This window comes from Phytohabitans kaempferiae (assembly GCF_042433955.1).
Taxonomy (GTDB): domain Bacteria; phylum Actinomycetota; class Actinomycetes; order Mycobacteriales; family Micromonosporaceae; genus Phytohabitans; species Phytohabitans kaempferiae.
The window spans coordinates 44,884-70,832 of record NZ_JBHLUH010000079.1 but is presented as its reverse complement, the minus strand read 5'-3'; the positions used below and the strand labels follow the sequence as shown (position 1 = coordinate 70,832).

Sequence of the window (25,949 nt, the reverse complement as noted above, 5' to 3'; positions counted from 1 at the left end):
GTCAGCTGTCGCCGCCGGTCTCGCCGACCGGGGCCGCGTTGACGTCGTCGATCGCGTACTTCTTGGCCGCCTCGGCCGGTACCGACGCCGGGATCTCGCCGCGCGCGGCGAGCTGGCGCAGCGTGGCCACCGCGACCGACTCGGCGTCGACGTGGAAGTGCCGGCGCAGCGCGTGCCGCGTGTCGGAGAGGCCGAAGCCGTCGGTGCCGAGCGAGGTGTAGTCGCTCGGTACCCATCGGGAAATCAGGTCAGGCACGGCCCGCATCCAGTCGCTGACCGCCACGACCGGGCCGGACGCCTCGGCCAGCTTCGCCTTGATGTACGGCGTCTTCGGTGGCGTGCCCGGGTGCATCAGGTTGTGCTCCTCGGCCTGTACGGCGTCGCGCCGCAGCTCGGTCCAGGAGGTCACCGACCACACGTCGGCCGCCACGCCCCAGTCCTGGGCGAGCAGCTGCTGGGCCTTGAGCGCCCACTGCATGCCCGTGCCCGAGGCGAGGATCTGCGCGCGCGGACCCTCCACAGAGGGCGCTGGAGAGTAGCGGTAGATGCCCCGCTTGACGCCCTCGACGTCGAGCCCTTCCGGCTCGGCGGGCTGGACGATCGGCTCGTTGTAGACGGTCAGGTAGTAGAAGATCGGCTCCGCCTGCTCGCCGTACATGCGGTGCAGGCCGTCTTCCACGATGTGCGCGATCTCGAACGCGAACGCCGGGTCATAGGCCACCACCGCCGGGTTGGTTGCCGCGATCAGGTGCGAGTGGCCGTCTTCGTGCTGGAGGCCCTCACCGTTGAGCGTGGTGCGACCCGCCGTGGCGCCGAGCACGAAGCCGCGCGCCATCTGGTCGGCGGCCGCCCAGAAGCCGTCGCCGGTACGCTGGAAGCCGAACATCGAGTAGAAGATGTACAGCGGGATCATCGGCTCGCCGTGCGTGGCGTACGAGGTGCCGGCGGCCGTGAACGACGCGACCGAGCCCGCCTCGTTGATGCCCTCGTGCAGGATCTGCCCCGCGGTCGCCTCCTTGTACGACAGGAACAGCTCCCGGTCGACGGAGGTGTACTTCTGCCCGTGCGGCGAGTAGATCTTCTGCGTCGGGAAGAGGGAGTCCATGCCGAACGTGCGCGCCTCGTCCGGGATGATCGGCACCCACCGCCTGCCGAACCCCTTGTCCTTCATCAGGTCCTTGAGCAGGCGGACGAAGGCCATCGTGGTGGCGACCTTCTGCTTGCCCGAGCCGCGCTTGACGTCGGCGAAGCGCTCCGTGCCCGGGATCTGCAGCGGGATCGTGGTGGTGCGCCGGGACGGCAGGTAGCCACCGAGGTGCTCGCGCCGCTCGCGGAGGTACTGCATCTCATCCGACTTCTCACCCGGGTGGTAGTACGGCGGCAGGTAGGGGTTGGACTCCAGCGCCGAGTCGGGGATGTCGAGATAGAGGCGGTCGCGGAACGACTTGAGGTCGTCGAGCGTCAGCTTCTTCATCTGGTGGGTGGCGTTGCGCCCCTCGAAGTGCGAGCCGAGCGTCCAGCCCTTGATCGTCTTGGCGAGGATCACGGTGGGCTGGCCGGTGTGCTCGACCGCCGCCTTGTACGCCCCGTAGAGCTTGCGGTAGTCGTGGCCGCCGCGCTTGAGGTTCCAGATCTCCTCGTCGCTCATGTGCTCGACCATCTTGCGGGTGCGGGGGTCGCGCCCGAAGAAGTGCTCGCGGACGAAGGCGCCGGACTCGGCCTTGTAGGTCTGGTAGTCGCCGTCGGGCGTGGTGTTCATGAGGTTGACCAGCGCGCCGTCGGTGTCGGCGGCGAGCAGCGGGTCCCACTCGCGGCCCCAGATGACCTTGATCACGTTCCAGCCGGCACCCCGGAAGAACGCCTCCAGCTCCTGGATGATCTTGCCGTTGCCGCGCACCGGCCCGTCGAGGCGCTGAAGGTTGCAGTTGATCACGAAGGTGAGGTTGTCGAGCTCTTCGCGGGCGGCCAGCCCGATAGCGCCGAGCGACTCGACCTCGTCCATCTCACCGTCGCCGAGGAACGCCCATACGTGCTGGTCGGACGTGTCCTTGATGCCCCGGTGGTGCAGGTACCGGTTGAACCGGGCCTGGTAGATCGCGTTGAGCGGGCCGAGCCCCATCGAGACCGTGGGGAACTCCCAGAAGTCCGGCATCAGCCGCGGATGCGGGTAGCTGGGCAGGCCACCGCCCGGACCGGCGTGCGACAGCTCCTGGCGGAACCCGTCGAGCCGCTCCTCTCCCAGCCGTCCCTCCAGGAACGCCCGCGCGTACATGCCCGGGGAGGCGTGGCCCTGGAAGAAGATGTGGTCGCCGCCACCGGGGTGGTTTTTGCCGCGGAAGAAGTGGTTCATGCCCACCTCGTAGAGCGAGGCGGCGCTGGCGTACGTCGAGATGTGGCCGCCGACGCCGATCTCCGGGCGCTGGGCGCGGTGCACGAGCATCGCGGCGTTCCACCGGATGTAGGCCCGGATGCGGCGCTCGACGAACTCGTCACCGGGGAACCAGGGCTCCTGCTCCGGCGGGATGGTGTTGATGTAGTCGGTCGTGGTCAGGGGCGGGACCCCGACCTGGCGCTCCCGGGCGCGTTCGAGCAGGCTCAGCATGACGTAACGGGCGCGTTTGGCGCCGCGCTCGTCTATGACCGCGTCGAGCGACTCGATCCACTCGCGGGTCTCCTCGGGATCGATGTCGAGAAGCTGGCTCGGCAGGCCATCGCTGATCACCGGGCGCTTGCGTTCGGTAGCCACCAGCGCTCCCTCTGCTTTGTGTGATGGGTCTCTGTAGCCTTCCATCCTGCCTTGTGCACGGGCCTCCGTCACGCCTGGTGGACGTCTAGGCGACGCTCGACACATGTACCAGGGGGTAACAAAGCGTCAAGCTGGGAGGAAGGAAAACCTCACCTCCCGGGTGGGGTTGTCGCCATTGGTGTCGACCAGGCAGATCGACTGCCAGGTGCCGAGCGCGATCCGCCCGCCGACGACCGGCAGCGAGGCGTAGGGGGCGACGAAAGCGGGTACCACATGGTCCCGTCCGTGCCCCTTCGCGCCGTGCCGGTGCCGCCAGCGGTCGTCGGTCGGGAGCACCGAGTCGAGGGCGGTCAGCAGGTCGTCGTCCGAGCCGGCCCCGGTCTCGATGATCGCGATGCCCGCCGTGGCGTGCGGTACGAAGACGTGCAGCAGGCCGTCTCCCTCGCCGTTCACGAATTCGGCGGCCTCGCTCGTGATGTCGCGGACGGTCGCCCGGCCGCCGGTCCTCACCGTGATCACCTCTGTGCGCATCGCGCCAGTATGTTTGACGCCGTGGAACCTCTGGTGCTCGATGCCCCAATCGTTGCGGTCACGGTCTATCCGGACCGGGCCCGGGTGACCCGCCGTGGCAAGCTCCAGCTGCCCGCCGGGCAAAGTACGGTCCACATCGGACCACTACCGCTGGGGCTGCATCGCGACTCGGTCCGGGTCGGCGGCCACGGACCGGCCACCGTGCTCGGCGTCGACGTGGTCGTCCGCCACCAGGCCCGCGCGACCGACGCGGCGGTCGCCGAGGTCGAGGAGGCCCGCCGCGCGGTCGCCGACGAGCTGGCCGAGCTGGCCGACGCCGAGGCGGTGGAGGCGCAGCGCGCGGAGTTCCTCACCACGCTCGCCCAGCGGGCCGGCTCGACGTACGCCCGCACGGTCGCCGCCGGCGAGTCCGACCCGGCGGCCGTCGCGACCTTCGCCGACTCGATCGCCGACCAGCTCGCCGCCGGCAAGGCCCGCCAGCGCGACCTCGCGCGTCGCGCCACCGAGGCCCGCGACCGCAAGGCCGCGCTCGACCGGCGGCTGGCCCAGCTCTCCGGCAAGCGGGCGCCCGACCAGCTCGCCGCCGCGGTCGCGCTCCAGGTCTCCGCCGCCGAGGGGGTCGAGCTGGAGCTGTCCTACGTGGTGGACGGCGCCGGCTGGGAGTCCACTTACGACGTTCGCCTCTCCGACGACCGGCTGGCGGTCACCTGGTTCGGGCTGGTGACCCAGCGCACCGGCGAAGACTGGCCGGAGTGCGAGCTGCTGCTCTCCACCGCCCGCCCGGCGACCACCACGACCGTGCCCGAGCTCGACCCGTGGTACCTCGACCGGATCCGCCCGCTCCCGGTCGCCCGCGCGGTGGCCGCCTCGCGGAGCCGGGAGATGCGCGTCGGCGCACCGCTGCCGCCGGCCGCGGCGATGGCGGCCGGATACGCGGGCGAGGCCGCCGACGCCGAGCTGTCCCTGATCGAGGAGAGCGCCGGCGTCGTCGAGCAGGGCATCGCCGCGGCCACGTACCGGCCGGAGCACGCGGTCGCCGTGCCCGCCGACGGCACCGCCCACCGGGCCACCGTGGCCGTGCTCGACCTGAGCGCCGAGCTCGACTACGTGACCGCGCCGGCCCATTCGCCCGACGCCCATCTGCGGGCCACCGCGACCAACAGCTCGGCGCACACGCTGCTGCCCGGCCGCGCCTCGGTCTTCCACGACGCCGACTTCGTGGGCACCACCGTGCTGGAGACCTGGGCGCCGGGCGAGGAGGTGGAGCTGGCGCTGGGGCTCGACGACCGGATCCGCGTGGAGCGCAAGCTGACCCGGCGTACGGCCACCAAGGCGGCGCTCGGCTCGACCCGGCGGCGCGAGGTCGAATACCGCACCACGGTCGCCAACCACACGCCCCGGCCGGCCAAGGTGACCGTGCTCGACCAGATCCCGGTCTCCCGCGACGAGGGGATCACGGTGCGCGCGTTCAAGGTCGACCCCAACCCGGTCGACCGCACCGACCTTGGCGTACTCAGCTGGAAGCTGGAACTCGCGCCGGGCGAGACGAAGGAGGTCCACATGGGCCTGCGGGTCGAGCTCGCCCGGGGGGTGGAGATGTCCGGCTGGCGCGAATAGCAGGCGTGGGATAGACCGGCGGTGGGAAGTAAACAGCCATGCGCCGATGGATCTGGTTCAACGCGCTCTCGTTTGTGATGTTCGGCGCGTTCCTCCTGTTCATCGTGTTGCAGAGCGTGTTCGGATGGCAGGTGCGCAACGAGGAGCTGGTCCAGTACGGGCAGGCCGCCGAGAGCTACTGGCAATACCTCGGCAGCGGGCACTTCGTCGAGGCCGTGTTCGAAAACTGGGAGTCCGAGTTCCTTCAGATGGGCTCGTACGTGCTGCTCACCGCGTACCTCGTGCAGCGTGGCTCGCCCGAGTCCAAGCCGCTCGACCAGCACGACCGGGCCGATGACTACCGGGAGAACGCGGGGTCGAACTCGCCCGGACCGGTGAAGCGGGGCGGGCTGGCGCTGCTGTTCTACCGCAACAGCCTCTCCATCGTCCTGCTCGGGCTCTTCGCGATGTCGTTCGTCGTCCACCTGCTCGGCGGCACCGCTGAGTACAACGAGCGGCAGGCGCTGGAGAGTGGGGAACCGCCGATCAGCCCGCTGCGGTTCCTCGGGAGAAGCGACTTCTGGTTCCAGTCGATGCAAAACTGGCAGAGCGAGTTTCTCGCCGTCGGCGCGCTGATCGTGCTCGGCGTCGTGCTGCGGCAGCACGGCTCGCCGCAGTCCAAGCCGGTCGTCCGGTCACACGTGCACACCGGCCAGTAGCCGCTGGAGCTGGCGCGCCCAGGACGCGATCCGTGACCTGCGGCCCGGCCGCCGGGACGGATCGGCGTACGTTCCGGGTGGCCGGGGTTGGCCCAATCGGTAATGCTGTGCACCGTGACCACCCCTCAGGATCTGGACGAGCGTTTCCGGGAGGCGGTAGGCGGCCTGGCCGAGGCTTCCGGCCAGCAGGAGCCGGACGCGCCGGTGCGCGACGGCACCGGTCTCACCGGGAGCGCCGCGCTCGACCTGTTCGACGCCCAACTCACCAGCCGCCACCTGGACCTGGCGGCACGCTGGCTGCGCAGCTTCGGCGAGGGGTTCTACACGATCGGCTCCTCGGGGCACGAGGGCAACGCCGCCGTCGCCGCCGCGGTCCGGATCAGCGACCCCGCGCTGCTGCACTACCGCTCGGGCGCCTTCTACTGCGCGCGGGTCGCCCAGTACGCACGGACCCGCGAGGCGGCCCAGGACGAGGAGAACGGTGACGACGCGGTCACCGCGGCCGCGCGGGACGTTCTGCGCGGCATGGTCGCGTCGAGCCTCGAGCCGATCGCCGGCGGGCGGCACAAGGTTTTCGGCAACGCCGACCTCAACGTCGTACCGACCACGTCGACCGTCGCCTCCCACCTGCCCCGGGCGGTGGGCGTCGGGTTCGCGATCGAACGGCTGCGGCGGCTCGGCCCGGCGACCCGCCCGCTGCGCGCCGCGCGGCCCCAGCTCGACGCCGAGTCGCCGTGGCCGGCGGACGCGATCGCGGTGTGCTCGTTCGGCGACGCCTCGATCAACCACGCGAGCGCGGTGGCCGCGTTCAACACGGCCGGCTGGTGCGACCACGCCGGGCTGCGCCTGCCCGTCCTGTTCGTCTGCGAAGACAACGGCCTGGGGATCAGCGTGCGCTCGCCCTCCGGCTGGGTCGAGGCCGCGCTGCGGTCGCGGCCGGGCGTCCGGTACTTCGCGGCCGACGGCTGCGACGTCGCCGCCACCTTCGACGCCGCCAGCGAGGCGGCCGCCTGGGTACGCCGGCACCGGCGCCCCGCCGTCCTCCACCTGACCACCGTGCGGCTGATGGGGCACGCCGGGGCCGACGCGGAGACGGCGTACCGGACGTCCGCCGACATCGCCGCCGACGTGGCCCGCGACCCGCTGGTGACCACCGCCGGGCTGCTCGTGGCGGCCGGCCTGGCCCGCCCGGAGGAGCTGGTCGGCCGGTACGACGAGGTGGGCTGGCAGGTGCGCAAGGTGGCCGAGGAGGTGCTCGGCGAGCCGAAGCTGGAGGGACCGGCCGACATCGCCTCCCCGCTGGCCCCCCGCCGGCCGGTACGGGTCGCCCGCGCGATCTCCGAGGCCGCCTCGCGGGCCGAGGGGCCCTCCGCCGCCGCGCGGGACAACGGCTTCGCCGGGCGGCTGCCGGAGGACGCCGGTCCGCTCACGCTCGCCCAGACGATCAACGCGGCGCTCGCCGACGGCATGGTCGCCAACCCGGGCGTGGTCGTCTTCGGCGAGGACGTGGCGGTCAAGGGCGGCGTGTACGGGGTCACCAAGGGGCTGCGCGACCGCTTCGGCGCATCCCGGGTCTTCGACACGCTGCTCGACGAGACCTCGATCCTCGGCCTCGGCCTGGGCGCGGGGCTGAGTGGCATGCTCCCGGTGCCGGAGATCCAGTACCTCGCCTACCTGCACAGCGCCGAAGACCAGATCCGTGGCGAGGCGGCCACGATGCAGTACTTCTCCCGCGGCGCCTACCGCAATCCCATGGTCGTGCGGGTCGCCGGGCTCGCCTACCAGGAGGGCTTCGGCGGGCACTTCCACAACGACAACTCGGTGGCCGTACTCCGTGACATCCCCGGCCTGGTGGTCGCGGTGCCGGCGCGGGCCGACGACGCCGCGCCCATGCTCCGCACCTGCCTCGCCAGCGCGGCGGTCGACGGCAGCGTGTGCGTCTTCCTGGAGCCGATCGCCCTCTACCACACGCGCGACCTGTACACGGAAGGTGACGGGGAGTGGCTGGCCCCGTACGTGCGACCCGACGCCTGGTCCGCCGCCCACGTGCCGATCGGGCGGGCCCGGGTCTACGGCGTCGGCTCGGCCGAAGACCTGACGATCATCACGTTCGGCAACGGCGTGCGCATGTCGCTGCGCGCGGCCGCCCGGCTGGCCACCGAGGGCCTGGGCTCGCGCGTCATCGATCTGCGCTGGCTGGCCCCGCTGCCGGTCGCCGACATCATCCGCGAGTCGGCCGCCACCGGACGAGTACTCATCGTCGACGAAACACGCCGTTCCGGCGGAGTCGGTGAGGGCGTACTCGCCGCGTTGGTGGACGGCGGCTACGTGGGCGCGGCGCGGCGAATCGCGTCAGTTGACTCGTTCATCCCGCTAGGTCCGGCTGCCCGTCACGTCCTCGTGACGGAAGATGCCATCACCCAGGGTGCCCGAGGGCTCTTGGCACGGTAAATTGCCTTCCACTCGGTGCGCCACTTGCGCACGGCGACGCAACTGTGTGGACTACGCGCTATCGGCGGTTCCCGCCGGGAGTGTTGAGATGAGGAGGCACGCGACAGTGAGCGCGACCGCTGGTCAGGCCGCCGACGGCGTACGCAGCCTGGCGGACCGGTTCGGCATCGAACCGGGGATGGTGGTCATGGAGATGGGGTACGACGAGGACGTCGACCAGGATCTCCGCGACGCCCTGATTGACCGCTGCGGGGAGCTGGTCGACGAGGACACGGACGAGGTCGTGGACGCGGTGCTGGTCTGGTACCGCGACGGCGACGGTGATTTGTTCGAGCTGCTCGTCGAGACGCTGACCCCGCTGGCGGACAACGGCGTGGTGTGGTTGCTGACGCCCAAGGCTGGCCGGCCCGGGCATGTCGAGCCGAGCGAGATCAGCGAAGTGGCACCGACGGCGGGGCTCCAGCAGACTTCCACGGTCAATGCCGGTAAGGACTGGAGTGCCGCACGGCTCGTGACACCACGGGCCGCCCGCAAGAAGTAGACCGCCGCGCACCACCACCGGCGGCGTGCCCGACCGCCGCCCAGGTGCAGTGCGCCCTGGAGAAGGGTCATCCGATGCCGCTCGCGGTGGGCGTGGAGGCGCCCGACTTCCTGCTGCGCGACCAAAACAACCAGGAGATGCGCCTCTCCGACTTCCGGGGCGGCAAGAACGTGCTGCTGGTGTTCTATCCGCTCGCGTTCACCGGCACCTGCAAGGGTGAACTCTGCGAGGTCGCGGAAAACCTGAGCGTCTACGCCAACGCCGATGTCCAGGTCCTCACGATCAGTGTCGACTCGGTCTACAGCCACAAGGTGTGGGCCGACCGTGAGGGGTACGACTTCCCGCTCCTGGCCGACTTCTGGCCGCACGGCGCGGTCGCACAGGCGTACGGCGTGTTCAACGACGAGCGCGGCTACGCCAACCGGGGCACGTTCGTGATCGACAAGGCGGGCATCGTGCGCTTCGCCGAGATGAACATGCCCGGCGAGGCACGCGACCAGGCCGGATGGCGCAAGGCACTGGCCGAGGCGCAGGCCTGAGCCGCCACTTGAGGTGAGCCCGCGGCGCCCGGCAAGGTAAGCTAAGCCGCCGCTGGCTGACACCTGGCCCGGGGGCGCGTAGCTCAGCGGAAGAGCACTCGGCTTACAACCGAGGGGTCGCAGGTTCGAACCCTGCCGCGCCCACCCATTTCAAAGCAAAGATGGCACGATCTCAGAGGCAGTGCGTGGTGCCGCGCGTGGTGCGAGTGCTTTACCATCCGCGCCATGGCGACTCGAACGGTGGGCGGCGGGCGCAGCCGCGGCATGATCGAGGAACTGCCCAGCGGCTCACTGAGAGTGAAGGTGTACGCGGGCACCGACCCGGTGACGAAGAGGCGGCACTACCTCACCGAGACAGTCCCGGCCGGCCCGCAGGCGCAGAAGCTGGCCGAGAAGGCCAGGACCCGGCTGGTCAGCCAGGTCGACGAGCTCATGGATCAGCACCTGGCGCCAGGGCCGGACTCCACGTCCGAGCCGTCGCGGAGCCAGCCGGCACAGTGAGCTGGTCCGCTCCGTTGCGCCCGGGCGGGATCCAGCTGCGGACGGGGTCCCTGCGCGGTCGCGGCACGACACGACGAGAACCCACCGCTGGACTGGGCCGTATAGGTGGCGAGGCGGCAATTGCCCTGGGGAGGACGGCGTGAAGGTACCGCGAAGGACTAGGCCGTTGCTGGCCGTCGGCGGGGCGTTGCTGGCCCTGCTCATCGCCGCATGCACCACAGACGAAGACCCAACGCCCGCGCCGACCACCGCGGCGCCAAGCGCCAGCCCCACACCCAGCGTGGCGCCGAGTGTCACAGCCGCTGAGCAGCAGGCCATCGGCGCGTACAACGGCTACATCCAGACCTACGCATTGGCATCGCAAGTTGCCGACCCGGACGACCCGAATCTGCTTCGTTACCTCGCGAATCCGCTGCTGAGCCTGACCCAGCACAACATCCGCAAGCTCAAGAACATCGGCGCGGTGCAGATCGGCTCGCAGAAGGCCACGGTGCTCGACAGCACGGTCGACCTGGCGGCCAAGCCACCGAAGGTCACCATCCGCTCCTGCCTGGACTACAGCGCCCTGAAGCTGGTCTACAAGTCCAACCAGTCCCCGGTGCCCAACAGCGAGATCAAGGAGAAAGAGCTCGCGGCCGTCGCGACCGTGACGCTGCACACGACCGGACAGTGGCTGGTCACCGAAAGCAAGCAGGGGAGCCACACATGCTGACGCTGCGCGGCGCCCAGGCCAGCTAATCCCAGGCGACCGTCCCGGCCCGCCTCAGTGCGGGCCGTTGTGACCGGTGAAGTCGGGGCGCATCGCCCGTCCCGGCGTGCTGTGCGGATCGGGCTCGCCCCGGTCCTGGTCGACCTCCCGGCGCACCTCCTCCTCGCCCTGCGCGATGCCCGCGTCGTTGCCGGACTCGTCGTCGACCTGCCCGTCGCCGGGTGAGGTGGCTACCGCGCGCGTCAGGTCGCGCAGCGGCAGCTTCTCGTCGTCCCGCCAGACGCCGTCGGTGTCACTCATACCTCCCGGGCTACCCGCCAGCCCGCCGCACAAACTGCCGCGGCGTACGCCATCCCCCTCAGCCAGCCCAACGCGCCCTCGGTCGTGGTCACGGCAAAGGAATTTCCCCGTGGCGCGCGTCTCATGCCCCCGCGGTCATCTCTTGTCGAAGATGGGCTGGCCGCCAGGACCCGGGACGGTGTCCGGTGTGGACGGACCGGTGGTGGTCAGTCGTCCTCGGTGAGGCGGGCGGCGCGGCCGTTCAGGTACCGCTGCTGCGGCAGGCTGGTGGTCCGGCCCGCCGCCGCCTCGTACGACGCGCGCGCCCCGGGGCGGTCGCCGGCCATCTCCAGCAGGTGCGCGCGCACCGCGTGCAGGCGGTGGTCGCGGGCCATCCGCTCGTCCGCCTCCAGCACGGCGAGCAGGTCGAGCCCGGGGCCTGGGCCACGCACCATCGCCACCGCCACGGCGTGGTTGAGCGCGACGACCGGGTTTCCCGACATGCCCAGCAGCACCTCGTAGAGGGCGAGGATCTGTGGCCAGTCGGTGGCCTCCGCGGTCGGGGCCTCGTCGTGGACCGCGGCGATCGCCGCCTGGATCTGGTACGGCCCGGGGGCGCCCCGCGGCAGCGCGTCGCTGAGCAGTGCCACGCCCTCGGCGATGTACGCCGCGTTCCACCGGCTCCGGTCCTGCTCGGCCATCGGCACCAGCTCGCCGTCCGCCCCGGTACGCGCCGGGCGCCGCGCGTCGGTCAGCAGCATCAGCGCGAGCAGCCCGGTCGCCTCGGTGTCGTCCGGCAGCAGCCGGTGCACTAGGCGGGCCAGCCGGATCGCCTCGGCGGAGAGCTCCGAACGGTGGAGGGCCGGGCCGGACGTGGTGGCGTACCCCTCGTTGAAGATCAGGTAGAGCACGTGCAGGACCGAGGCGAGGCGGGCGGCGCGCTCCTCGGACCTCGGCATCCCGAAGGGGATGCCGCTCTGCTGGATGCTCTGCTTCGCCCGGGTGATCCGCCGGGTCATCGTCCCCTCCGGCACCAGGAACGCGCGCGCGATCTCCGCGGTCGTGAGACCACCGACCGCCCGCAGCGTGAGCGCGATCTGGCCGGCCGGCGTCAGCGCGGGATGGCAGCACATGAACAGCAGGATCAGCGTGTCGTCGGAGTCGGACGCGGGCCGGTCGGCGGCGGGCGCCAGCCACTGCTCGGGCAGCTTCCACTGGGCCACCGTGTCCTCGCGGCGCTGGCGGGCCTGCTCGCTGCGGAGCAGGTCGGTCAGGCGCCGCGCGGCGACGGTGATCAGCCACGCCCGCGGGCTCTCCGGGACCCCCTCCTTGGGCCACTGCAACGCGGCCGCCAGCAGCGCCTCCTGCACCGCGTCCTCGGCGGTGTCGAAGTGCCCGTACCGCCGTACCACCGCGCCGAGGACCTGCGGCGCGAGCGTGCGCAGCAGGTCCTCGACCTCGGTGTCCAGCACGGTGACGCTCAGAGCACCAGGTCGTCGAAGCCGTCCACGATGGGGCGGACGTCGACGTACCACTCGTTGGTGAGCTGTGCGTGCTCCGGATGCGGCGTGTGCGCCAGCCGGGCCGCGATCTCGGTGGCCCGGTCGAAGCTCTCGCAGTCGACGATCGTGTAGCCGGCCAGGACCTCCTGCGTCTCCGCGTACGGCCCGTCGGTGACCACCGGCACGCCGTCGCGCAGCGACACGCGCCGCGCGTGCACCGGCGCGGTCAGCCCGCGCCCGTCCACGAACTCGCCGCTCTCGACCAACTCGCCGTTCCACTTGGCCATGAACTCGTGCAGCGCGCCGATCTCCTCCTGGCTCCACGCCGGGCTGTCGCCGACCGCCTTGCCGGAGAGCATGTCGAAGTCGCGCTGGGACCCCATAAGCATGATCATGTACTTCACCGCTAGCTCCTCTCCACCGGCGCCCCTCGTGGCGCCTTCATCGGAGACGTCGGAGCCGGCGCCCGCCACCGGACATCGCTACCCGCAGGTTACGAGATCCACGTACACGAACGCGGCCGGTCCATCAGGTAGGACCGGCCGCGCGGGAGTCGCTGACGGCGACTAGTCAGGGTGCAAGTAGGTCTGGATCAGCTCCATCGCAAAGTGCAATTGCGTCGGATTTGCGATGGCGAGCGCGACCGCGAGTGCGGCGACGCCGAGTGTAGGGACTGCCGCGAGCGACAAGCAAATTGCGATAAAGGGGTAGCTCGGCTGCCTCCGAATGACCGTGCTCCTCCAGACAGGGGGCGACGTTGCCCCACGAACCAATGTGGCGGTGCTCGACGCACCGTCCATGGTGGACAAATGTAATGCCGGAAGCGTACCTGCGCAACGCCTTTGGTGCGGTAACGGACCGTGAAGTCGTGTCTACGTGGAGTGCCTTGCGCTGCGGTGCGGTGCGACGGCGGCGACAGTCGCTAGTCCTTTACCGAGGGCATTCGTTGAGGAGCTCGGCGATTGCTTTCGCGGCCTTCGCGACGCCAATTCGCTGATAGATTTCCTGCGCCTGCCGGAGCAATTCCGGCGCGACGTCCCCGCCATTCAGGCGCAGCGCGCATCTGCCGGCGCCGCTGAGTGCGTCGGCCTCGGCGTGCGGGTTGTGCACGCGTAGCGCGAGGGCGAGTGCGTGCCGGAAGCGTTCCAGCGCCTGCTCCGGCCGGTCCTGGGCGAGCAGCAGCTCACCAATGTTGGCCAGCACCTCCGACTGGCCCAGTGCGTCGGAGCACTGCCGGAACAGGTCGAGCGCCCGCACGTGGGACTCCGCCGCCGCCTGGTGGTCACCGGTCAGCCGCTCCAGGACACCGAGGTGGTTGAGCACATCGGCCTGCCCTTGGAGGTAGCCCAGCTCGCGGTAGAGGCCGAGCGCGTCGGTCAGCAGCTGGCGCGCCAGCGGGTACCGGCCGCAGTCGCGGTGCACGAGGGCCAGGTAGTTGAGGGCGTGCCCCTCGCCCCGGCCGTACCCCAGTTCGCGGTGGATGGTGAGCGCGAGCGTGAGCGCGTCGCGGCTGGCGTCGTGGTCGCCGGTGTAGCAGCGCGCGGCGCCGAGGTAACCCAGCGCTTTCCCCTCGCCGAGCCGGTCGCCCAGCTCGCGATAGATGGCCAGAGCGCGCTCCTGCATGTCGATGGCGGGCGGATAGCCGACGGTGAGGTGCTGGAGGCCGGCGATCTGGTGCAGCGTCTCCGCCGCGCCCTGCCGGTCGCCCAGCTCCTCGCTGATCCGCAGCGCCCGCTCCGAAATGCGTACGGCCTCGGCGTACGCTCCGACGGCCATCAGCGAGGTGCCCATCTCGTGGAGTGCGCGTGCCTGGCCGAGTGGCAGGTCCAGGTCCTCATAGATGTCCAGCGCTGCCTGGAGGTCCACCGCAGCCTCCCGGTGGTCGCCGGAACGCCACCGCAATCCACCGAGCTCCGTGCGGGCGTCGGCGGCGCCGTGCCGGTGGCCGATCCGCTCGTACAGCTCGAGGGCCTGCCGGAGCGTGCGCTCGGCGGCGGGGTACTGGCCAACTTGCCGGCGCAGGACGCCGAGTTCGCGAAGGGCGTCCGCCTGCCGCCGCGGGTCGCCGGTCGCCTCAGCGGTGGCTGCGGCCGCCTCGTGCAACGCGATCGCGAGGTCCCAGGGGCCGGCCATCCGAAGGTACGGCGCCAGCGCGGCGGCCAGCGCGGGCAGTACCCCGTCTTCCGGGCGGGAGGGGGAGGCGCTGGCGCAGGCGAAGAGGTTTGCCTGCTCGTCCTTCATCCAGCCCATCGCCTGCTGCCGGTTGTGGATCGGCGGAAGGTCGCCGCTCGCCTCGACCAGCGGGCACGGCGGCCGCCCGGTGGGGCGGGACAGGTGGCTGCCGGCCGCCTCGGCGGCGCGCCGGTAGTAGTCCAGTAGCCGGATCACCGCGCCCTCGCGCTTCCGGACGGCGTCGCTCTCCGCGCGCATGACTGCGTACTCGCGGATCAGGTCGTGCATCCGGTAGCGGCCCAGCGCCGGCTGGTCGAGCAGGTGCTGGTGATACAGCGCCTCCAGGCACCTGCCGGCCTGCTCGGGGCTGGAGCCGGCGAGCGCGGCCGCGGCGTACCGGTCGACGTCCGGGCCGGGGTGCAGCCCGAGCCGCCGGAAGAACCGCCGCTGCGCCGGGGTGAGTTGGCGGTATGACAGGCCGAACGCCGCCTCCACCGTCACGTCCTCGGCCTTCATCCGGGACAGGCGGTGCTTGGCCTGCCTGAGCTCACGCAGGAGCCCACTCAGCGGCCAGCGGGGCTCCAACCGCAGCCGGGTCGCCAGCAGGCAGATCGCCAGCGGCAGGTGGCCGCAGGCCCGCATCAGCTCCTCGATGGCGCCGATCTCGGCGGGGGCCAGCCGGCGGTCGGCCATGGTGGCGAACAGCGCGGTCGCCTCCTCAGACGGCAGCGTCTCCAGCGTCAGGTTGACCGGTGCCTGCTGTGCGACCAGCCCGGCCAGGCGGGACCGGCTGGTGATGACGACGAGGCTCCGGCCGGCGGGCAGCAAGGGCTCCACCTGTTTGCGGCTCGCCGCGTTGTCCAGGATCACCAGCGCCCGGCTGTGCGCCATCCGCTTGCGCCACAATGTCGCGCGGTCCTCCAGCGCGCCCGGGATCTCCGTGGGGCGGACGCCGTCGGCCGACAGCAATTGGAAAAGGGCGTCGGCGGGATCGACCGGACTCTGGCCCAGGCTGTGCGCATGCAAATTGACAAAAAACTGGCCATGCGGGAATTGGTCTTGCAACTTGTGTCCGGCGTGCACCGCGAATGCGGTCTTGCCGACGCCCGGCATTCCGTCGATCGCGTACACCGGAATGATCGTGCGGTTCTCCACGGAGCGGGCGACATTGTCGAGCAGAGCCCGTAGCTCGCGGGTCCGTCCGGTGAAGCCAGCGGTGTCCCGGGGCAGGATGTTGCAGGGTGTGGCAGGTGCCGGAGCCGGCTGGTGGTTGCAGAAGATCTGGTTGCCCGCTGATTGGTAGACGTGCTGGCTCTCGTGCGCGTGCAGTTGCCTGTCGCCATGCGGTGCCCCGCCGGTGGCACCGTCATCGGCCGTTGGTGTCCACCCCACAACAACCACCGGTCCTCACTAATCGTGTTGTATTGACTACGGTACGAGGTGACTGTCGGGTAAGTTCATATCTGCCGAAGATCTGACCGGACTGAGGTGGTGGGCTTCATTCATTCACTTCGCCGCATTGGCACATGGCGATGCCGACGCCCGGTTGGTGCTGATGTTCAAATTGGCTGGGCGAATATCACCAACGGCTACGCCTGTCTTACTCTGGGTTGTTGGGAGGGTGGAATGATCGATCCTGTCATGATCACGGTGGCGACCACACTGACCACAAAAGCGGCCGAAAGTCTGTCCGATGTCGGCCGGTCCGCGTTCGGCAAGCTGCTGGGCCGCGTGCGCGGGCAGCTCGACACCGATCCGGAGGGAGCTGCGGCGCTGGCGGCGGCGCAGCGCCATCCCGACGACCAGCGCGAGATCGAGCGGCTGGCCCGGGCGCTGGCCGCGGCGGCCCGCGACGACCCGGCCTTCGCGGCCGACCTGGCCCGGCTGTGGCCTGCGGTGCGCGCCGCCACAATCGCGGCCTCCGGCGGCGGTGTGGTCAATCAGGTGTCCGGGACGGTGAGCGGGGCCGTCGTACAGGCACGCGACGTGAGCGGCGGGATCACGTTCGGCGCACCTCTGACCAGCGACGCCCGCGACGGCCGGTGACCGCCGCCGGGCCGGCCGGCGAGAGCGCACCGACTGGCGGAGAGCCGGAGCCCGGCACCGCTAACGTGATCGGAGGATACGTCGCGGGACACGTCGTGCAGGCGGGCGCGATCCACGGCGGCGTGCACGTGCACCAGGCCGCCCAGCCCGGTGTCCCGGTGCCGCGCCAGCTACCGCCGCCCCCGGCGCGGGTCGTCGGTCGCGACAGGGAGCTCGCCGAGATAGACCGCCTCGTGCGGCGACCCCGCGATGGTCCGGCGATCGTCGTCGTCACGGGCACCGGAGGCGTGGGAAAGTCGACGCTCGCGCTGGCCTGGGCGCACCGCGCGGCCGAGCGCTACCCGGACGGGCAGTTGCACGCCAACCTCGGTGCCTTCGACCTCGGCGGGCCGGCAGCGCCCGGCTCGCTGCTCGCCCAGATGCTGCGCGCACTCGGCGTGGCGGCCGAGCGCGTACCGGCGGACATCGGGGAGCAGAGCGCGCTGTTCCGTTCGCTTGCCTTCGGTCGAGACCTGCTGATGGTGCTGGACAACGCAGTCTCCGCGGCCCAGGTGCGCCCGCTGCTGCCACCTTCTCCGTCCTGTGTGGTGCTGGTGACGGCACGGTGGCGGCTGGGCGGCCTGCACGGCGACGGCGCCGACTTCCTCGCCGTGGAGCCACTGCCCGAAGAACCTGCCACCGAGCTGCTGGTGGGCGTCATCGGGCGGGAGCGCGCGGCCCGCGATCCGGCCTCGATCGTCACACTCGTACGGCTCTGCGCGGGCCTCCCGATCGCCCTCGCCCTGGCCGCCGCCCGCCTCGCTACCCGCCCACGGTTGCCGGTGGGGCGGATGGCCAAGGATCTGGCGCGGGAACACCAGAGACTCAGCGGCCTCGGGCAGGAGGGCGATTCGGTGCGGGGGACGTTCGACCTGACCTACAGGGCGCTGGAGCCCGGCGCCGCGCGTTGCTACCGCGCGATCGGGCTCCATCCGGGGGCGGACTTCGGGGTACCGGTGGTCGCGGCAGCGCTCGACGTCGATGAGTACGACGCCGCGGAGCTGCTCGACGTGCTCGTGGAGGCGAGCGTCCTGGGCGAGGAAAGGGACGGGAGGTTCCGCCCGCATGACCTGATCCGCCTGCACGCCCGGGAAATCGCCGGCGCCGACCCGGAGACGCCCGACACCACACTCCGCATGCTCGAGTGGTACCTGGCCGGAGTGCTCGCGGCCGACCGCATCCTGACGCCGTACCGGCACCGCGATCCGGCCGACCCGTTCACCCTGCTGGGCGGTGACGCGGTCACGCACGACGGGCGGCCGGACGCCCTGCGGTGGTTGGAGGACGAGCGCGGCAACCTGGTCGCGGCGGTGCAGTACGCGGCAGGCGACCGGCCCCTGCTCGCCTGGCGGATCGCCGATTCGATGTGGCCACTGTTCCACCTGTGCCTGCACCGGAGCGACCGCATGCTGGTCGACCGGATCGCGGTGGAGTGTGCGGTACACCTGGGCGACCGGGACCGGGAGGCGCGGATGGTGCGGAGGTGGGCGTTCGCGCACTTCGACGTCGGCCGGCTGGACGAGGCACACGAGCTGTTCGAGCGGAGCCGAAGGCTGTGCGACGAACTCGGCGACCGGTACGGCGTGGCCTCCGCGGTCGAAGGGCTCGGCATGGTGGCGGCGGCAAACCACCGGTACGACGAGGCGGTCGTCCACTTCGGACACCAGGAGCGGCTCTGCCGTGAGCTGGGCGAGCGTCGCCGCACCGGGCTGGCCCTGCTCAACCTCGGTGCGGCGCACAACGCGCTGTCCCGGCCGGAGCATGCCGAGGCTCACCTGCGCCGGGCGGACGCGGTCTTCGCCGACGTCGGCGACATCGACCCGTACAACCAGGCGCGGGTGGGCATCGAGTTGGCCCGGGCGCTGGGCCGGCTGGGCGAGCGGGAGCAGGCCGAGGACCGGCTGCGCGCGGCGCTGCGGCAGATGCGCGAGGTGGGTTCGCCCCGCGGCGCTGCCACCGCGCTGCACCGGCTCGGAGAGTTGGATCTGGAGGCAGGCGACTTCCCGGCCGCGCGCGACCACCTCACCTCCGCACTGCGGACCTTCGAGGAGCTGGCGGATCTGGAGGCGGGCGAGGTGCGCCGGCTACTCGACCTTGTCCCACCAGCCGAGGCTGACCCGCACCGGATGCCGTAGCCGCAGCCGGGCGAGGTCGTCCGCGTCCAGCAGCACCGATGTCGGTTGGCGGTGCCCGATGCGCCAGCCCGCGTAGAGCACCGCGTCGCCCAGCGCCTCCACCGGATTGCCGGAGGCGAGCCAGCCGTGCAGGAACGCGGCGAAGAGCGAGTCGCCGGCGCTGGAGGTGTTCCGTACGCCCAGCGGTGCCTGGGCGGCCACCGTCACCAGCCGCCCGTCGCGCAGCCCCAGCACGCTGCCGCGCGGTCCGCAACCGACTGCGGCCATCGCGGCGCCCGGATGGCGGGTGAGGACCTGTGCGATCCACTGTGGAGCCAGGCAGGGGAGGCGTTCGTGGCTACAGAAGATGATGTCCGCGACGTCGAGCCAGGGCTGGTGGTACGCCTCGTTGATGTCGGCGATCACGTTGAGGTCCACGGCGATCGGGACGCCGCGCAGCACTGCGGCGGGCAGCAGCGCGCGGACGAAGTCGGTGTTCGTCAGCACCGCCAGGTCGGCCCCGGCCAGCGCCTCGGCGAACCGTTCCTCCGGATACCGGACCGCGTTGACCGCGCTCAGGTACGGGTACACCATCCGCTGGCCGTCCGCCGCCACCAGCACCACCGCCTGAGACGACTCCGGCCCGTCCACGACGCCAGGACCGTACAGGCCGGCGGAGCGCAGTTGACCGCGCACCACCTCGCCGGCGGAGTCGGTGCCGACGACCGTGCACAGCCGTACGTCGTCGCCGAGCGTGCGAAGGATCGACGCGATCTGCGCGCCGGCGCCACCGGGGCCGGTTCGCATCCAGGGCGGGGCCACGACGGGGGCGTACCTGATCGGAAACTCGTCCACCGCCAAGTGCACGGCGAGGCTGGCTACGCCCGCCACCACGATCCGGCTCATCGCCGTCCCCCTTCCTCTCCGACCAGAACGGCCGGTCCCACCGGTGCCACCGCGCATCCGGCCGCCGGTCCGGGCAGCCGCAAAAGGCGGTACATCTGCTCGCGCAGCAGTCGGCCCGCCTGGCCCGGCTGCGAGGTGACCCCGGCGGCCACCGTCGCGTACCGGCTCGGGTCGAAGCCACCGACCGCCTCGCGCAACTGCGCCGCGAGCGGCCGGTCCGGCCGTACCGCCGGCGCGATCGTGGCGAGCGCCTGCGCGGGCGAGCCCGGCGCGGTGTCCGGCGGGAGCGGCCCAGCGCGGAGCACCGGCACGCCCGCCGCGGCGGCGTAGATGGTCGCCGAGCCGTGATCGCCGATCACCACGTCCGCGGCGGCGACCAACCCGCGCCAACTCGCCGGGTCGACGAGCCGTAGCCCGGCCCGCCGCTGGCTGGCGAGCCAGGCGAGCATCTGCCGGCGGCCGTGGCCATGCCAAGCCGCCGGATGTATCGCCATTGCCACCGCGAAGCCATCCGCCGGCAGATCGGCGATCAGGTCGAAGAGGGCCGTCGGCGAACGGCCCAACAGCGACCGTGGACCCCAGGTCGAGCTGATCGCGACGAGCCGGCGTCCGTCGTCGACGCCCAGGGCTCGCCGGTACGCCGCCTGGTGTGGGCGGCTCTGCGACAGCCGGTCCAGGCACAGGTCACCGACGACCGCCGCGACCGGGAGCGCCTGGGGGCACTGGTGCGCCAGTACCGGCAGCACCTCCCGATGCGACACCGCGAGTACGGCCGGCAGCAGGCGGCCGTACCAGGTCAGCCAGGGCGAGCCGAGGCCGGTGACCAGCTCGGTGGCGGGACCGCCGAGCGCGGGCGGGGCGAGCTTGTTGTTCATCACCCCGTGGGCGATTGCCAGCCACGGCCCCCGCAGGCGGTGCACGCCAGCGCTGTCCGCGGCGACCACCAGGTCGAAGGCCGTGTGTACGGCCTGCTCCCAGGGGATCTCGACGGCACCGGCCGCCCGCAGGTGCTCGCGTACGCCGCCGCTGAACAGGTCCGGCGCGTGCGTGAAGACCACCTGGATGCGGCTGTCCTGTTCGAGTAGCTCCACCGCGTCGAGTACGTGCCCGGCGCTCGCCATCGTGTGGACCGCCGCCAGCACCGTCCGTTCGGTCGCGACCGTACGCCATGGCGCGGCGTCCCGGCCCACAGGAAATTCCAACCATCGCATGGCGGAGACGGTGCGCCCGGCCGCCGGACGGAAACCGTGCACCGGCCCGGACGCGTATCCGGACGTGATCACGAAATGCGCAGGTGGAAGCCGTGAAAAATTCTCGTGCCACACTTCGACAATGGACATCCGGCTCCTGGGCGACGTGGAGATCGAATCCGGCGGCGTGATCTTCCCGCTCGAACGCGCGGCCGAGCGGGCCGTCCTCGCGATATTGGCGTTCAACGCCGGGCGCGTGATGCCGGTAACCATGCTTGTGGATCACCTTTGGGGCGATGATCCGCCAGCGAAGGCGGAGGAGACGGTCGGCAGCTATGTGCGCGCGGTGCGCCGGGTGATCGAGCGCGCCGGAGGCGGCCGGGAATGGGTCGGCAACCGGCGGCTCGACGGCTACCGGCTCGACGTCAACCCGGGCATCGTCGACCACCGGCGGTTTGTCGATCTTTCGTCGAGCGCCCGCATGCTCTCCCGGCAATCCGATCATTCCCCGGCGATCGAGGCTTTCGAGCGCGCCCTTCGACTGTGGCGTGGCGAGGCGCTGGCCAATGTCACCGGTCAATGGGCGGAGAGTCGCCGGTACCGGCTGCGGCGCGAGCGGCTGGACGTCACGTACGAGCTGCTCGCCCTGTTGCTGCGGGCGGGTGCGTACGCCGAGGTGGCGAGCCGAGCTGCTGATCTCGTCGAGGAGGAGCCGACCGACCGGGGGATCGCACTCGCGGTGCGCGGGCTCGCCGGTAGTGGTCAACAGGCGCTCATCCCGTCATTCATGTCGCGGACGGTGGCGCTTATGTGGGAAACGAACCAGGTGCGCCCGAGTGCCGAACTCGTCGCCCTCGCGCGCAATTTGGCAAAGCCTTCGAGTGATGAGCGGAAGGTCGTCGAATCGCCGCAGAAAACGGATTCCAAGGGAACGACAATTATGACGGTGACGCATTCTCAGAATGTCCATCAGTCGGCTGGCGACCAGTACTTCATCGGCTAGATCATCTATTGGTCCAGGGTCGCCACCCGCGTGGTTGGCAAGGGCAGCGCGTCGGTGGATCGTCTGCTACGGTGAGCGCCGCCACGAGGTATGGTGGCGCGGCCAAGCCATCAGGTGGCCGCACTCGGCGTTGAATTGATTAGACAAGGTGAGTGCTCACAGTGGCCAAGGTGGTCGAGGTCGTAGCTACGTATCTGCACCCAGATGTCATTGTGGCTCTGATTCGCCACGCGATGGGAATTTGACGGCGCCGGCCCTTTCAGTGGAAAGGTTCCACGCCTTACAGTCCTCGTCCGGCGGTTTCGCTGGAGTGCGATACCTCCACCTCTCTGGCCTTGGATAGATACTCAGGCGTAAGTCAAGCCTTGCCCCATCGCGCCTCCGCGTGGTCCTGTAGTCACAGGTCGTTACCGCGCGGCTCTGGGGAGGCGATGGTGGACCTGGCTCAGCTCTTCGTCCCCGCTGCGGAGGAGCGGATCGGGATCGAGGTCGAGTGTGGCCTCGTCGACGAGACCACCGGGCTGAGCGCGCCCTACGAGGGGCCGCGCGGGTCGCGGCTCCTGTTCGAGCGCGCCGTGCGGGAGTTGGGCGCCGAGCCGGTCACCGAGGGCGGCGCGCTGGTCGGCGCCGGGCTGGCGCACGGGGCGCAGCTGTCGCTCGAGCTGGGCGGCGCGATCGAGTACTCCTCGCCGCCGTACCAGTCGCTGAGTGCACTGGTCGCGACCGCTCGTCGCGATCTGCGGGCGATCGCCGGTCTGGCCGCGCGCGGGGGTCTTGCCCTGCTGCCCGGCGGGCTGGTGCCGTTCACGCCGCCGGAGCGGATCCCGTGGGCGCCCAAGCCGCGGATCGACATCATGCGGCGATACTTCCGCGACCTCGGCCCGGCGGCCGCGCACGCCGAGAGCGTGATGGGGCTGACCCTCTCCACACAGACCACAGTGGACTATCTGTCGCCGGAGGACTTCCGGGAGAAGCTGGCGCTGCTGGTGAAGGTGGCCCCGATCGCGGCCGCGCTGTTCGTCAATTCGCCGATCGAGGAGGGGCGGCCGACCGGCGTGCTGTCCCGACGGATGCAGATGTGGGGATACGTCGATCCGAGCCGCTGCGGCGTGCTGGGCTTCGCGGCGGGGCCGGACGTGTCGGTCGCCGACGTGGTCGAGTGGGCCGGCGCGCTGCCGATGATCTACCGGAGCTCCAGCGCCGGCTACGTGCCGGCGCCGCGGCGGCCGTTCCGGGAGCTGGTGGCGCACGGCTTCGGCGACGGCACCGCGCCGGGGCCGGACGACTGGCGCGCGCACCTCTCCCAGGTGTGGCCGCAGGTGCGGGCGCGGCACACGCTCGAGATGCGGGCGTTCGACGGGCTGCCGTGGGAGGCGCTGGCGGCGGCGCCGGCGTTCTGCGTGGGGCTGGCCTACGACGGGCCGGCGCGGCGGGCGGCGCTGGCGCTGCTCGACGGCGTCTCGGCCGCCGATCTCGTGCAGGCGTCCGAGGACGTGGCGGTCAAGGGGCTCGACGCGATGGTGGGCGACCGGTCGGTCGGCGCGACCGCGGAGGCGCTGCTCGGGCTGGCTCGCCAAGGGCTGCGGGCGCGGGTCGGTGCCGGCCGGGAGCGGCCGGACGCGGTGCACCTGCTCGACCCGCTCGACGAGGTGGTGCGCACCGGCGTCACCTTCGCCGAGCGCACGCTCGCGCAGTGGACCGGGCCGATCCGGGAGCGGCCCGCCGCGCTGGTGGCCGCGAGCCGCGTACCCGTCGAGTAAGGGCTTTTACCAGCGCCGGGCCTTGAGCACCAGGAGGCCGGCGACGGCGAGCACCACCGCGGAGACCATCCCGGCGACCCAGCCGCCGATGAACGCGAGAGCCGGCACCGTGGCCCAGAGCAGGGCACTCGCCGCGAACAGCGCACGACCCCAGCGGGGCCGCACACGGTCGCCCATGCGGACGACGAAATCCGGATCCGTGGTACGCAGGTGCTGCGCCATCTCGTCGAGTCGGCGCCGTTCGTCGCTGCTGAGCATGACGGCGCACTTACCCTCGGAAGGCAAAGTTCACGCGCGTCCACCGTGACACTCTTAGCGGGTCCTTAATTCTGGTTGAGCCGGTCATCCGCGGCGGATCCATGAACGTGTCGTCCTCCGGATCGGTTTGCGCTGCTCCGCCCCGGGAATCCCGGAGCTGGGCCATCCCGAGCCGGTGCAGCGCGGGCTTAAGCGAGCCCTCTCTCGGGCCTGCTTCCCTTGAGCCGGCCCAGAACGTTAACTACCGTCCCGTATCACTGGACTTTTCTCAACCTGGACAGCACGGCGCCCCAATGCCCTCGCGCCGCGCACCACTACCGGAGGTCGAGAGAAGCCCGCCGGAGTTTGGGGAGAAACGGGACTGCCGCATGGTCGATCGGAGTGTGCCTCGCCACGCGCAGCACGCCGAGCCGGCGGTGCAGCAGAAGCCGCACTCGCACCACTACCGGCCGTACGTGCCGCCGCCACCGCGCCACCGCGCCTCGGAGCATCCGAAGCGGCAGCCGCCGGAGCCGGAGAAGAAGCCGGCACCGGTGGCGAAGGCGGCCAAGCCACCGCGGCGGCGTGCGCCGGGGGTGGCTCGGCGCAAGGCGATTCTCGGCATCAGCGGGCTGGCCGCGCTCACCGGCGGCACCGCGTTCGCCGCCACGCCGAGCGGTCAGGAGGTGGTCGACTGGGCGCTGGGCCGCTCCGACTACGACCCGGCCGCCGACGCCGCCACCGACGGCAATCCCAACCGCCCCGGCGGGCAGCAGCCGAGCACGGTGCGCACGTACACCGAGCAGAACGAGTCGTACATGGCCTCGGCGGCCGGCGACGCGCTGCGCGGCAACATCCCGGCCGGCGGCCGGCGCTTCTCCAGCCCCGCGATCGCGGCCCAGGCGACGAAGGTCAACCTGTCGACCGTGCTGGCCAAGGAGCCGGTGCGGCACCTCGTCAGCCGGCTCACGTTCGGCCCCACGCAGAAGGTGATGGCGGAGGTCACGCGGATCGGGGTCGACGACTGGATCGCGCAGCAGCTCGACCCGGAGCGGATCCCGCTCACGCCGGCCGAGGCGAAGCTCGGCGAGCTGACCACGCTGGGCATGAGCATCGCCGACCTGCGTGCCGCCCGGGAAGACCTGGAGGCCAAGGGGATCCGGGCCGACGAGGAGATGGTGCAGGCCACCATCGCCCGGCAGATCTGGTCCGACCGCCAGGTCTTCGAGGTGATGGTCGACTTCTGGAACGACTTCCTGCACGTACCCGCCTTCCACGAGGGCTCGACGGTGCTGCGGGCCTCGTTCGACCGCGACGTGATCCGGCGGTACGCGCTGGACAACTACCCCGACATGCTGGTGGCCGCCAACCGCCACCCCGCGCTGCTGACCTTCCTCGACCAGTCGGCGTCCACAAGGGACGACGTGACCGACAACCTCGCGCGGGAAAACCTGGAGCTGTACTCGGTCGGCGTCGACGGCGGCTACACCGAGCGCGATGTACGCCAGGCGGCGCTGCTCCAGACCGGCCGCGCGGTCAAGGACGACCAGTACGTGTACCGGGCCGACAAGCACTACGTGGGGCCGGTGAAAGTCATGGGGTTCAGCCACCCCAACACCACGGCGGCGGGGGGCGAGCAGGCCAGCGAGGAGTACTTCCGGTACCTCGCCAACCATCCCGCCACGGCCCGGCACATCGCCACGCGCCTGGCCGTCCGCTTCGTCTCGGACACGCCGCCGCCGGCCCTGGTCGAGCGGCTCGCCCGCAGCTACACGGTCAACCGGGGCGCGGTGCGGCCGCTGCTGCTGGAGCTGCTCAGCTCGTCGGAGTTCTGGGCGGCGGTGGGGCAGAAGGTGCGCCGGCCGTTGGAGTACGTGGTCGCCACCTACCGCACGCTCGGCGTCTCCCCGGAGACACCGGCGAGCTACCGGGCCGTCAGCGGCGGCCGCACACCGTTCGCCGAAGGGCTGCGCCAGCTCCAGGCGCGCCTTCAGGAGCTGGGCCACTTCCCGGCCGGGGCGCCCGGCCCGACCGGCTACCCGGACGTCTTCGTGGCGTGGGCGTCGGCCGGCGGGATGGTCGGCGGCTGGAACGAGGCGGCCGACGCGATCGGCGGCAGCCGCCCCATGTTCACGTACCAGCGGCCCGAGCAACTCGTCGGCGCCAACCCGCCGCGCACGGCCTTCGACTACGTCGCCGCCCTCGCGCAGCGCCTGGTGCACCAGCCGCTGTCCCGCCGCGAGCTTGACGCCATCACGGGCGTGACCGGGCTCGCGTCCGGCGCGGCGGTCGACGCGACGCTCAACGGCGCGGTGCTGGCCGTCGCCCGCACGATCCTCGCCTCCCCCCAACACCTGCTGAGGTAGGG

At 71.3% G+C, this 25,949-nt stretch carries 21 protein-coding genes and 1 tRNA gene; 13 read left to right on the top strand and 9 right to left on the bottom strand.

Features of this window, described 5'->3' with window-relative positions; genetic code table 11:
• Position 1 precedes the first annotated feature (1 nt).
• The gene (gene aceE / locus ACFFIA_RS36760; RefSeq protein WP_377260436.1) at positions 2-2,746 is read right to left on the bottom strand and encodes a pyruvate dehydrogenase (acetyl-transferring), homodimeric type; all 2,745 of its coding nucleotides are present in this window, start codon (positions 2,744-2,746) and stop codon (positions 2-4) included.
• Between the two features lie 126 nt (positions 2,747-2,872).
• A complete protein-coding gene (locus ACFFIA_RS36755) occupies positions 2,873-3,277 on the bottom strand; it encodes a YjbQ family protein (RefSeq protein ID WP_377260434.1) in 405 nt (134 codons plus the stop codon).
• A gap of 33 nt (positions 3,278-3,310) precedes the next feature.
• Between ACFFIA_RS36755 and ACFFIA_RS36750 the strand changes: the two genes are divergently transcribed.
• The 8 genes from ACFFIA_RS36750 (at position 3,311) to ACFFIA_RS36715 (ending at position 10,336) form a co-directional block, all read left to right on the top strand.
• Positions 3,311-4,894: a DUF4139 domain-containing protein gene (locus tag ACFFIA_RS36750; RefSeq protein WP_377260432.1), complete on the top strand. Its 1,584-nt coding sequence runs from the start codon at positions 3,311-3,313 to the stop codon at positions 4,892-4,894.
• Positions 4,895-4,932: 38 nt separating this feature from the next.
• Positions 4,933-5,592: a DUF6766 family protein gene (locus tag ACFFIA_RS36745; RefSeq protein ID WP_377260430.1), complete on the top strand. Its 660-nt coding sequence runs from the start codon at positions 4,933-4,935 to the stop codon at positions 5,590-5,592.
• 102 nt (positions 5,593-5,694) lie between these two features.
• Positions 5,695-8,043 (top strand): thiamine pyrophosphate-dependent enzyme, encoded by a 2,349-nt coding sequence (locus tag ACFFIA_RS36740; RefSeq protein ID WP_377260641.1) that lies wholly within the window; start codon positions 5,695-5,697, stop codon positions 8,041-8,043.
• A gap of 106 nt (positions 8,044-8,149) precedes the next feature.
• A complete protein-coding gene (locus tag ACFFIA_RS36735; protein WP_377260428.1) occupies positions 8,150-8,584 on the top strand; it encodes a DUF3052 domain-containing protein in 435 nt (144 codons plus the stop codon).
• Between the two features lie 74 nt (positions 8,585-8,658).
• Positions 8,659-9,123, top strand: coding sequence for a peroxiredoxin (locus tag ACFFIA_RS36730; RefSeq protein ID WP_377260426.1), 465 nt, complete (start codon positions 8,659-8,661; stop codon positions 9,121-9,123).
• A gap of 72 nt (positions 9,124-9,195) precedes the next feature.
• Positions 9,196-9,267 (top strand) — tRNA-Val (locus tag ACFFIA_RS36725).
• 81 nt (positions 9,268-9,348) lie between these two features.
• On the top strand, positions 9,349-9,624 hold the full coding sequence (locus ACFFIA_RS36720) for a hypothetical protein (protein ID WP_377260424.1): 276 nt from the start codon (positions 9,349-9,351) through the stop codon (positions 9,622-9,624).
• A gap of 166 nt (positions 9,625-9,790) precedes the next feature.
• Positions 9,791-10,336, top strand: coding sequence for a hypothetical protein (locus ACFFIA_RS36715; protein ID WP_377260422.1), 546 nt, complete (start codon positions 9,791-9,793; stop codon positions 10,334-10,336).
• A 51-nt stretch (positions 10,337-10,387) separates the two neighbouring features.
• Here ACFFIA_RS36715 and ACFFIA_RS36710 read toward each other — a convergent pair whose 3' ends face one another.
• The 4 genes from ACFFIA_RS36710 to ACFFIA_RS36695 form a co-directional block, all read right to left on the bottom strand.
• Positions 10,388-10,633 (bottom strand): hypothetical protein, encoded by a 246-nt coding sequence (locus ACFFIA_RS36710; protein WP_377260420.1) that lies wholly within the window; start codon positions 10,631-10,633, stop codon positions 10,388-10,390.
• 206 nt (positions 10,634-10,839) lie between these two features.
• Positions 10,840-12,084, bottom strand: coding sequence for an RNA polymerase sigma factor (locus ACFFIA_RS36705; protein ID WP_377260418.1), 1,245 nt, complete (start codon positions 12,082-12,084; stop codon positions 10,840-10,842).
• Positions 12,085-12,092: 8 nt separating this feature from the next.
• The gene (locus ACFFIA_RS36700; protein ID WP_377260639.1) at positions 12,093-12,509 is read right to left on the bottom strand and encodes a YciI family protein; all 417 of its coding nucleotides are present in this window, start codon (positions 12,507-12,509) and stop codon (positions 12,093-12,095) included.
• A gap of 535 nt (positions 12,510-13,044) precedes the next feature.
• Positions 13,045-15,687, bottom strand: a complete 2,643-nt coding sequence (locus tag ACFFIA_RS36695) for an ATP-binding protein (RefSeq protein WP_377260416.1) — start codon at positions 15,685-15,687, stop codon at positions 13,045-13,047.
• Between the two features lie 225 nt (positions 15,688-15,912).
• Between ACFFIA_RS36695 and ACFFIA_RS36690 the strand changes: the two genes are divergently transcribed.
• Together ACFFIA_RS36690 and ACFFIA_RS36685 are read left to right on the top strand one after the other, a co-directional pair.
• On the top strand, positions 15,913-16,332 hold the full coding sequence (locus ACFFIA_RS36690; RefSeq protein WP_377260414.1) for a hypothetical protein: 420 nt from the start codon (positions 15,913-15,915) through the stop codon (positions 16,330-16,332).
• A gap of 65 nt (positions 16,333-16,397) precedes the next feature.
• Entirely contained in the window at positions 16,398-18,506 is a 2,109-nt protein-coding gene (locus ACFFIA_RS36685) for a tetratricopeptide repeat protein (protein WP_377260412.1), read from the top strand.
• Here ACFFIA_RS36685 and ACFFIA_RS36680 read toward each other — a convergent pair.
• Positions 18,456-19,391: a carbohydrate kinase family protein gene (locus ACFFIA_RS36680; RefSeq protein ID WP_377260410.1), complete on the bottom strand. Its 936-nt coding sequence runs from the start codon at positions 19,389-19,391 to the stop codon at positions 18,456-18,458. The two genes, ACFFIA_RS36685 and ACFFIA_RS36680, sit on opposite strands and share 51 nt — an antisense overlap.
• Positions 19,388-20,602, bottom strand: a complete 1,215-nt coding sequence (locus tag ACFFIA_RS36675; RefSeq protein ID WP_377260408.1) for a hypothetical protein — start codon at positions 20,600-20,602, stop codon at positions 19,388-19,390. Before ACFFIA_RS36675 ends, ACFFIA_RS36680 begins: the two co-directional genes overlap by 4 nt.
• A 121-nt stretch (positions 20,603-20,723) precedes the next feature.
• On the opposite strand from ACFFIA_RS36675, the gene ACFFIA_RS36670 reads away from it, so the two are divergent.
• Entirely contained in the window at positions 20,724-21,584 is an 861-nt protein-coding gene (locus ACFFIA_RS36670) for an AfsR/SARP family transcriptional regulator (RefSeq protein WP_377260406.1), read from the top strand.
• A gap of 431 nt (positions 21,585-22,015) precedes the next feature.
• Entirely contained in the window at positions 22,016-23,344 is a 1,329-nt protein-coding gene (locus ACFFIA_RS36665; RefSeq protein ID WP_377260404.1) for a glutamate-cysteine ligase family protein, read from the top strand.
• A 6-nt stretch (positions 23,345-23,350) separates the two neighbouring features.
• On the opposite strand, the gene ACFFIA_RS36660 is transcribed toward ACFFIA_RS36665, so the two are convergent.
• Positions 23,351-23,602 (bottom strand): DUF3040 domain-containing protein, encoded by a 252-nt coding sequence (locus tag ACFFIA_RS36660; RefSeq protein ID WP_377260402.1) that lies wholly within the window; start codon positions 23,600-23,602, stop codon positions 23,351-23,353.
• Positions 23,603-23,970: 368 nt separating this feature from the next.
• Here ACFFIA_RS36660 and ACFFIA_RS36655 point away from each other — a divergent pair, with 368 nt between their 5' ends.
• On the top strand, positions 23,971-25,947 hold the full coding sequence (locus ACFFIA_RS36655) for a DUF1800 domain-containing protein (RefSeq protein WP_377260400.1): 1,977 nt from the start codon (positions 23,971-23,973) through the stop codon (positions 25,945-25,947).
• Positions 25,948-25,949: the final 2 nt, after the last annotated feature.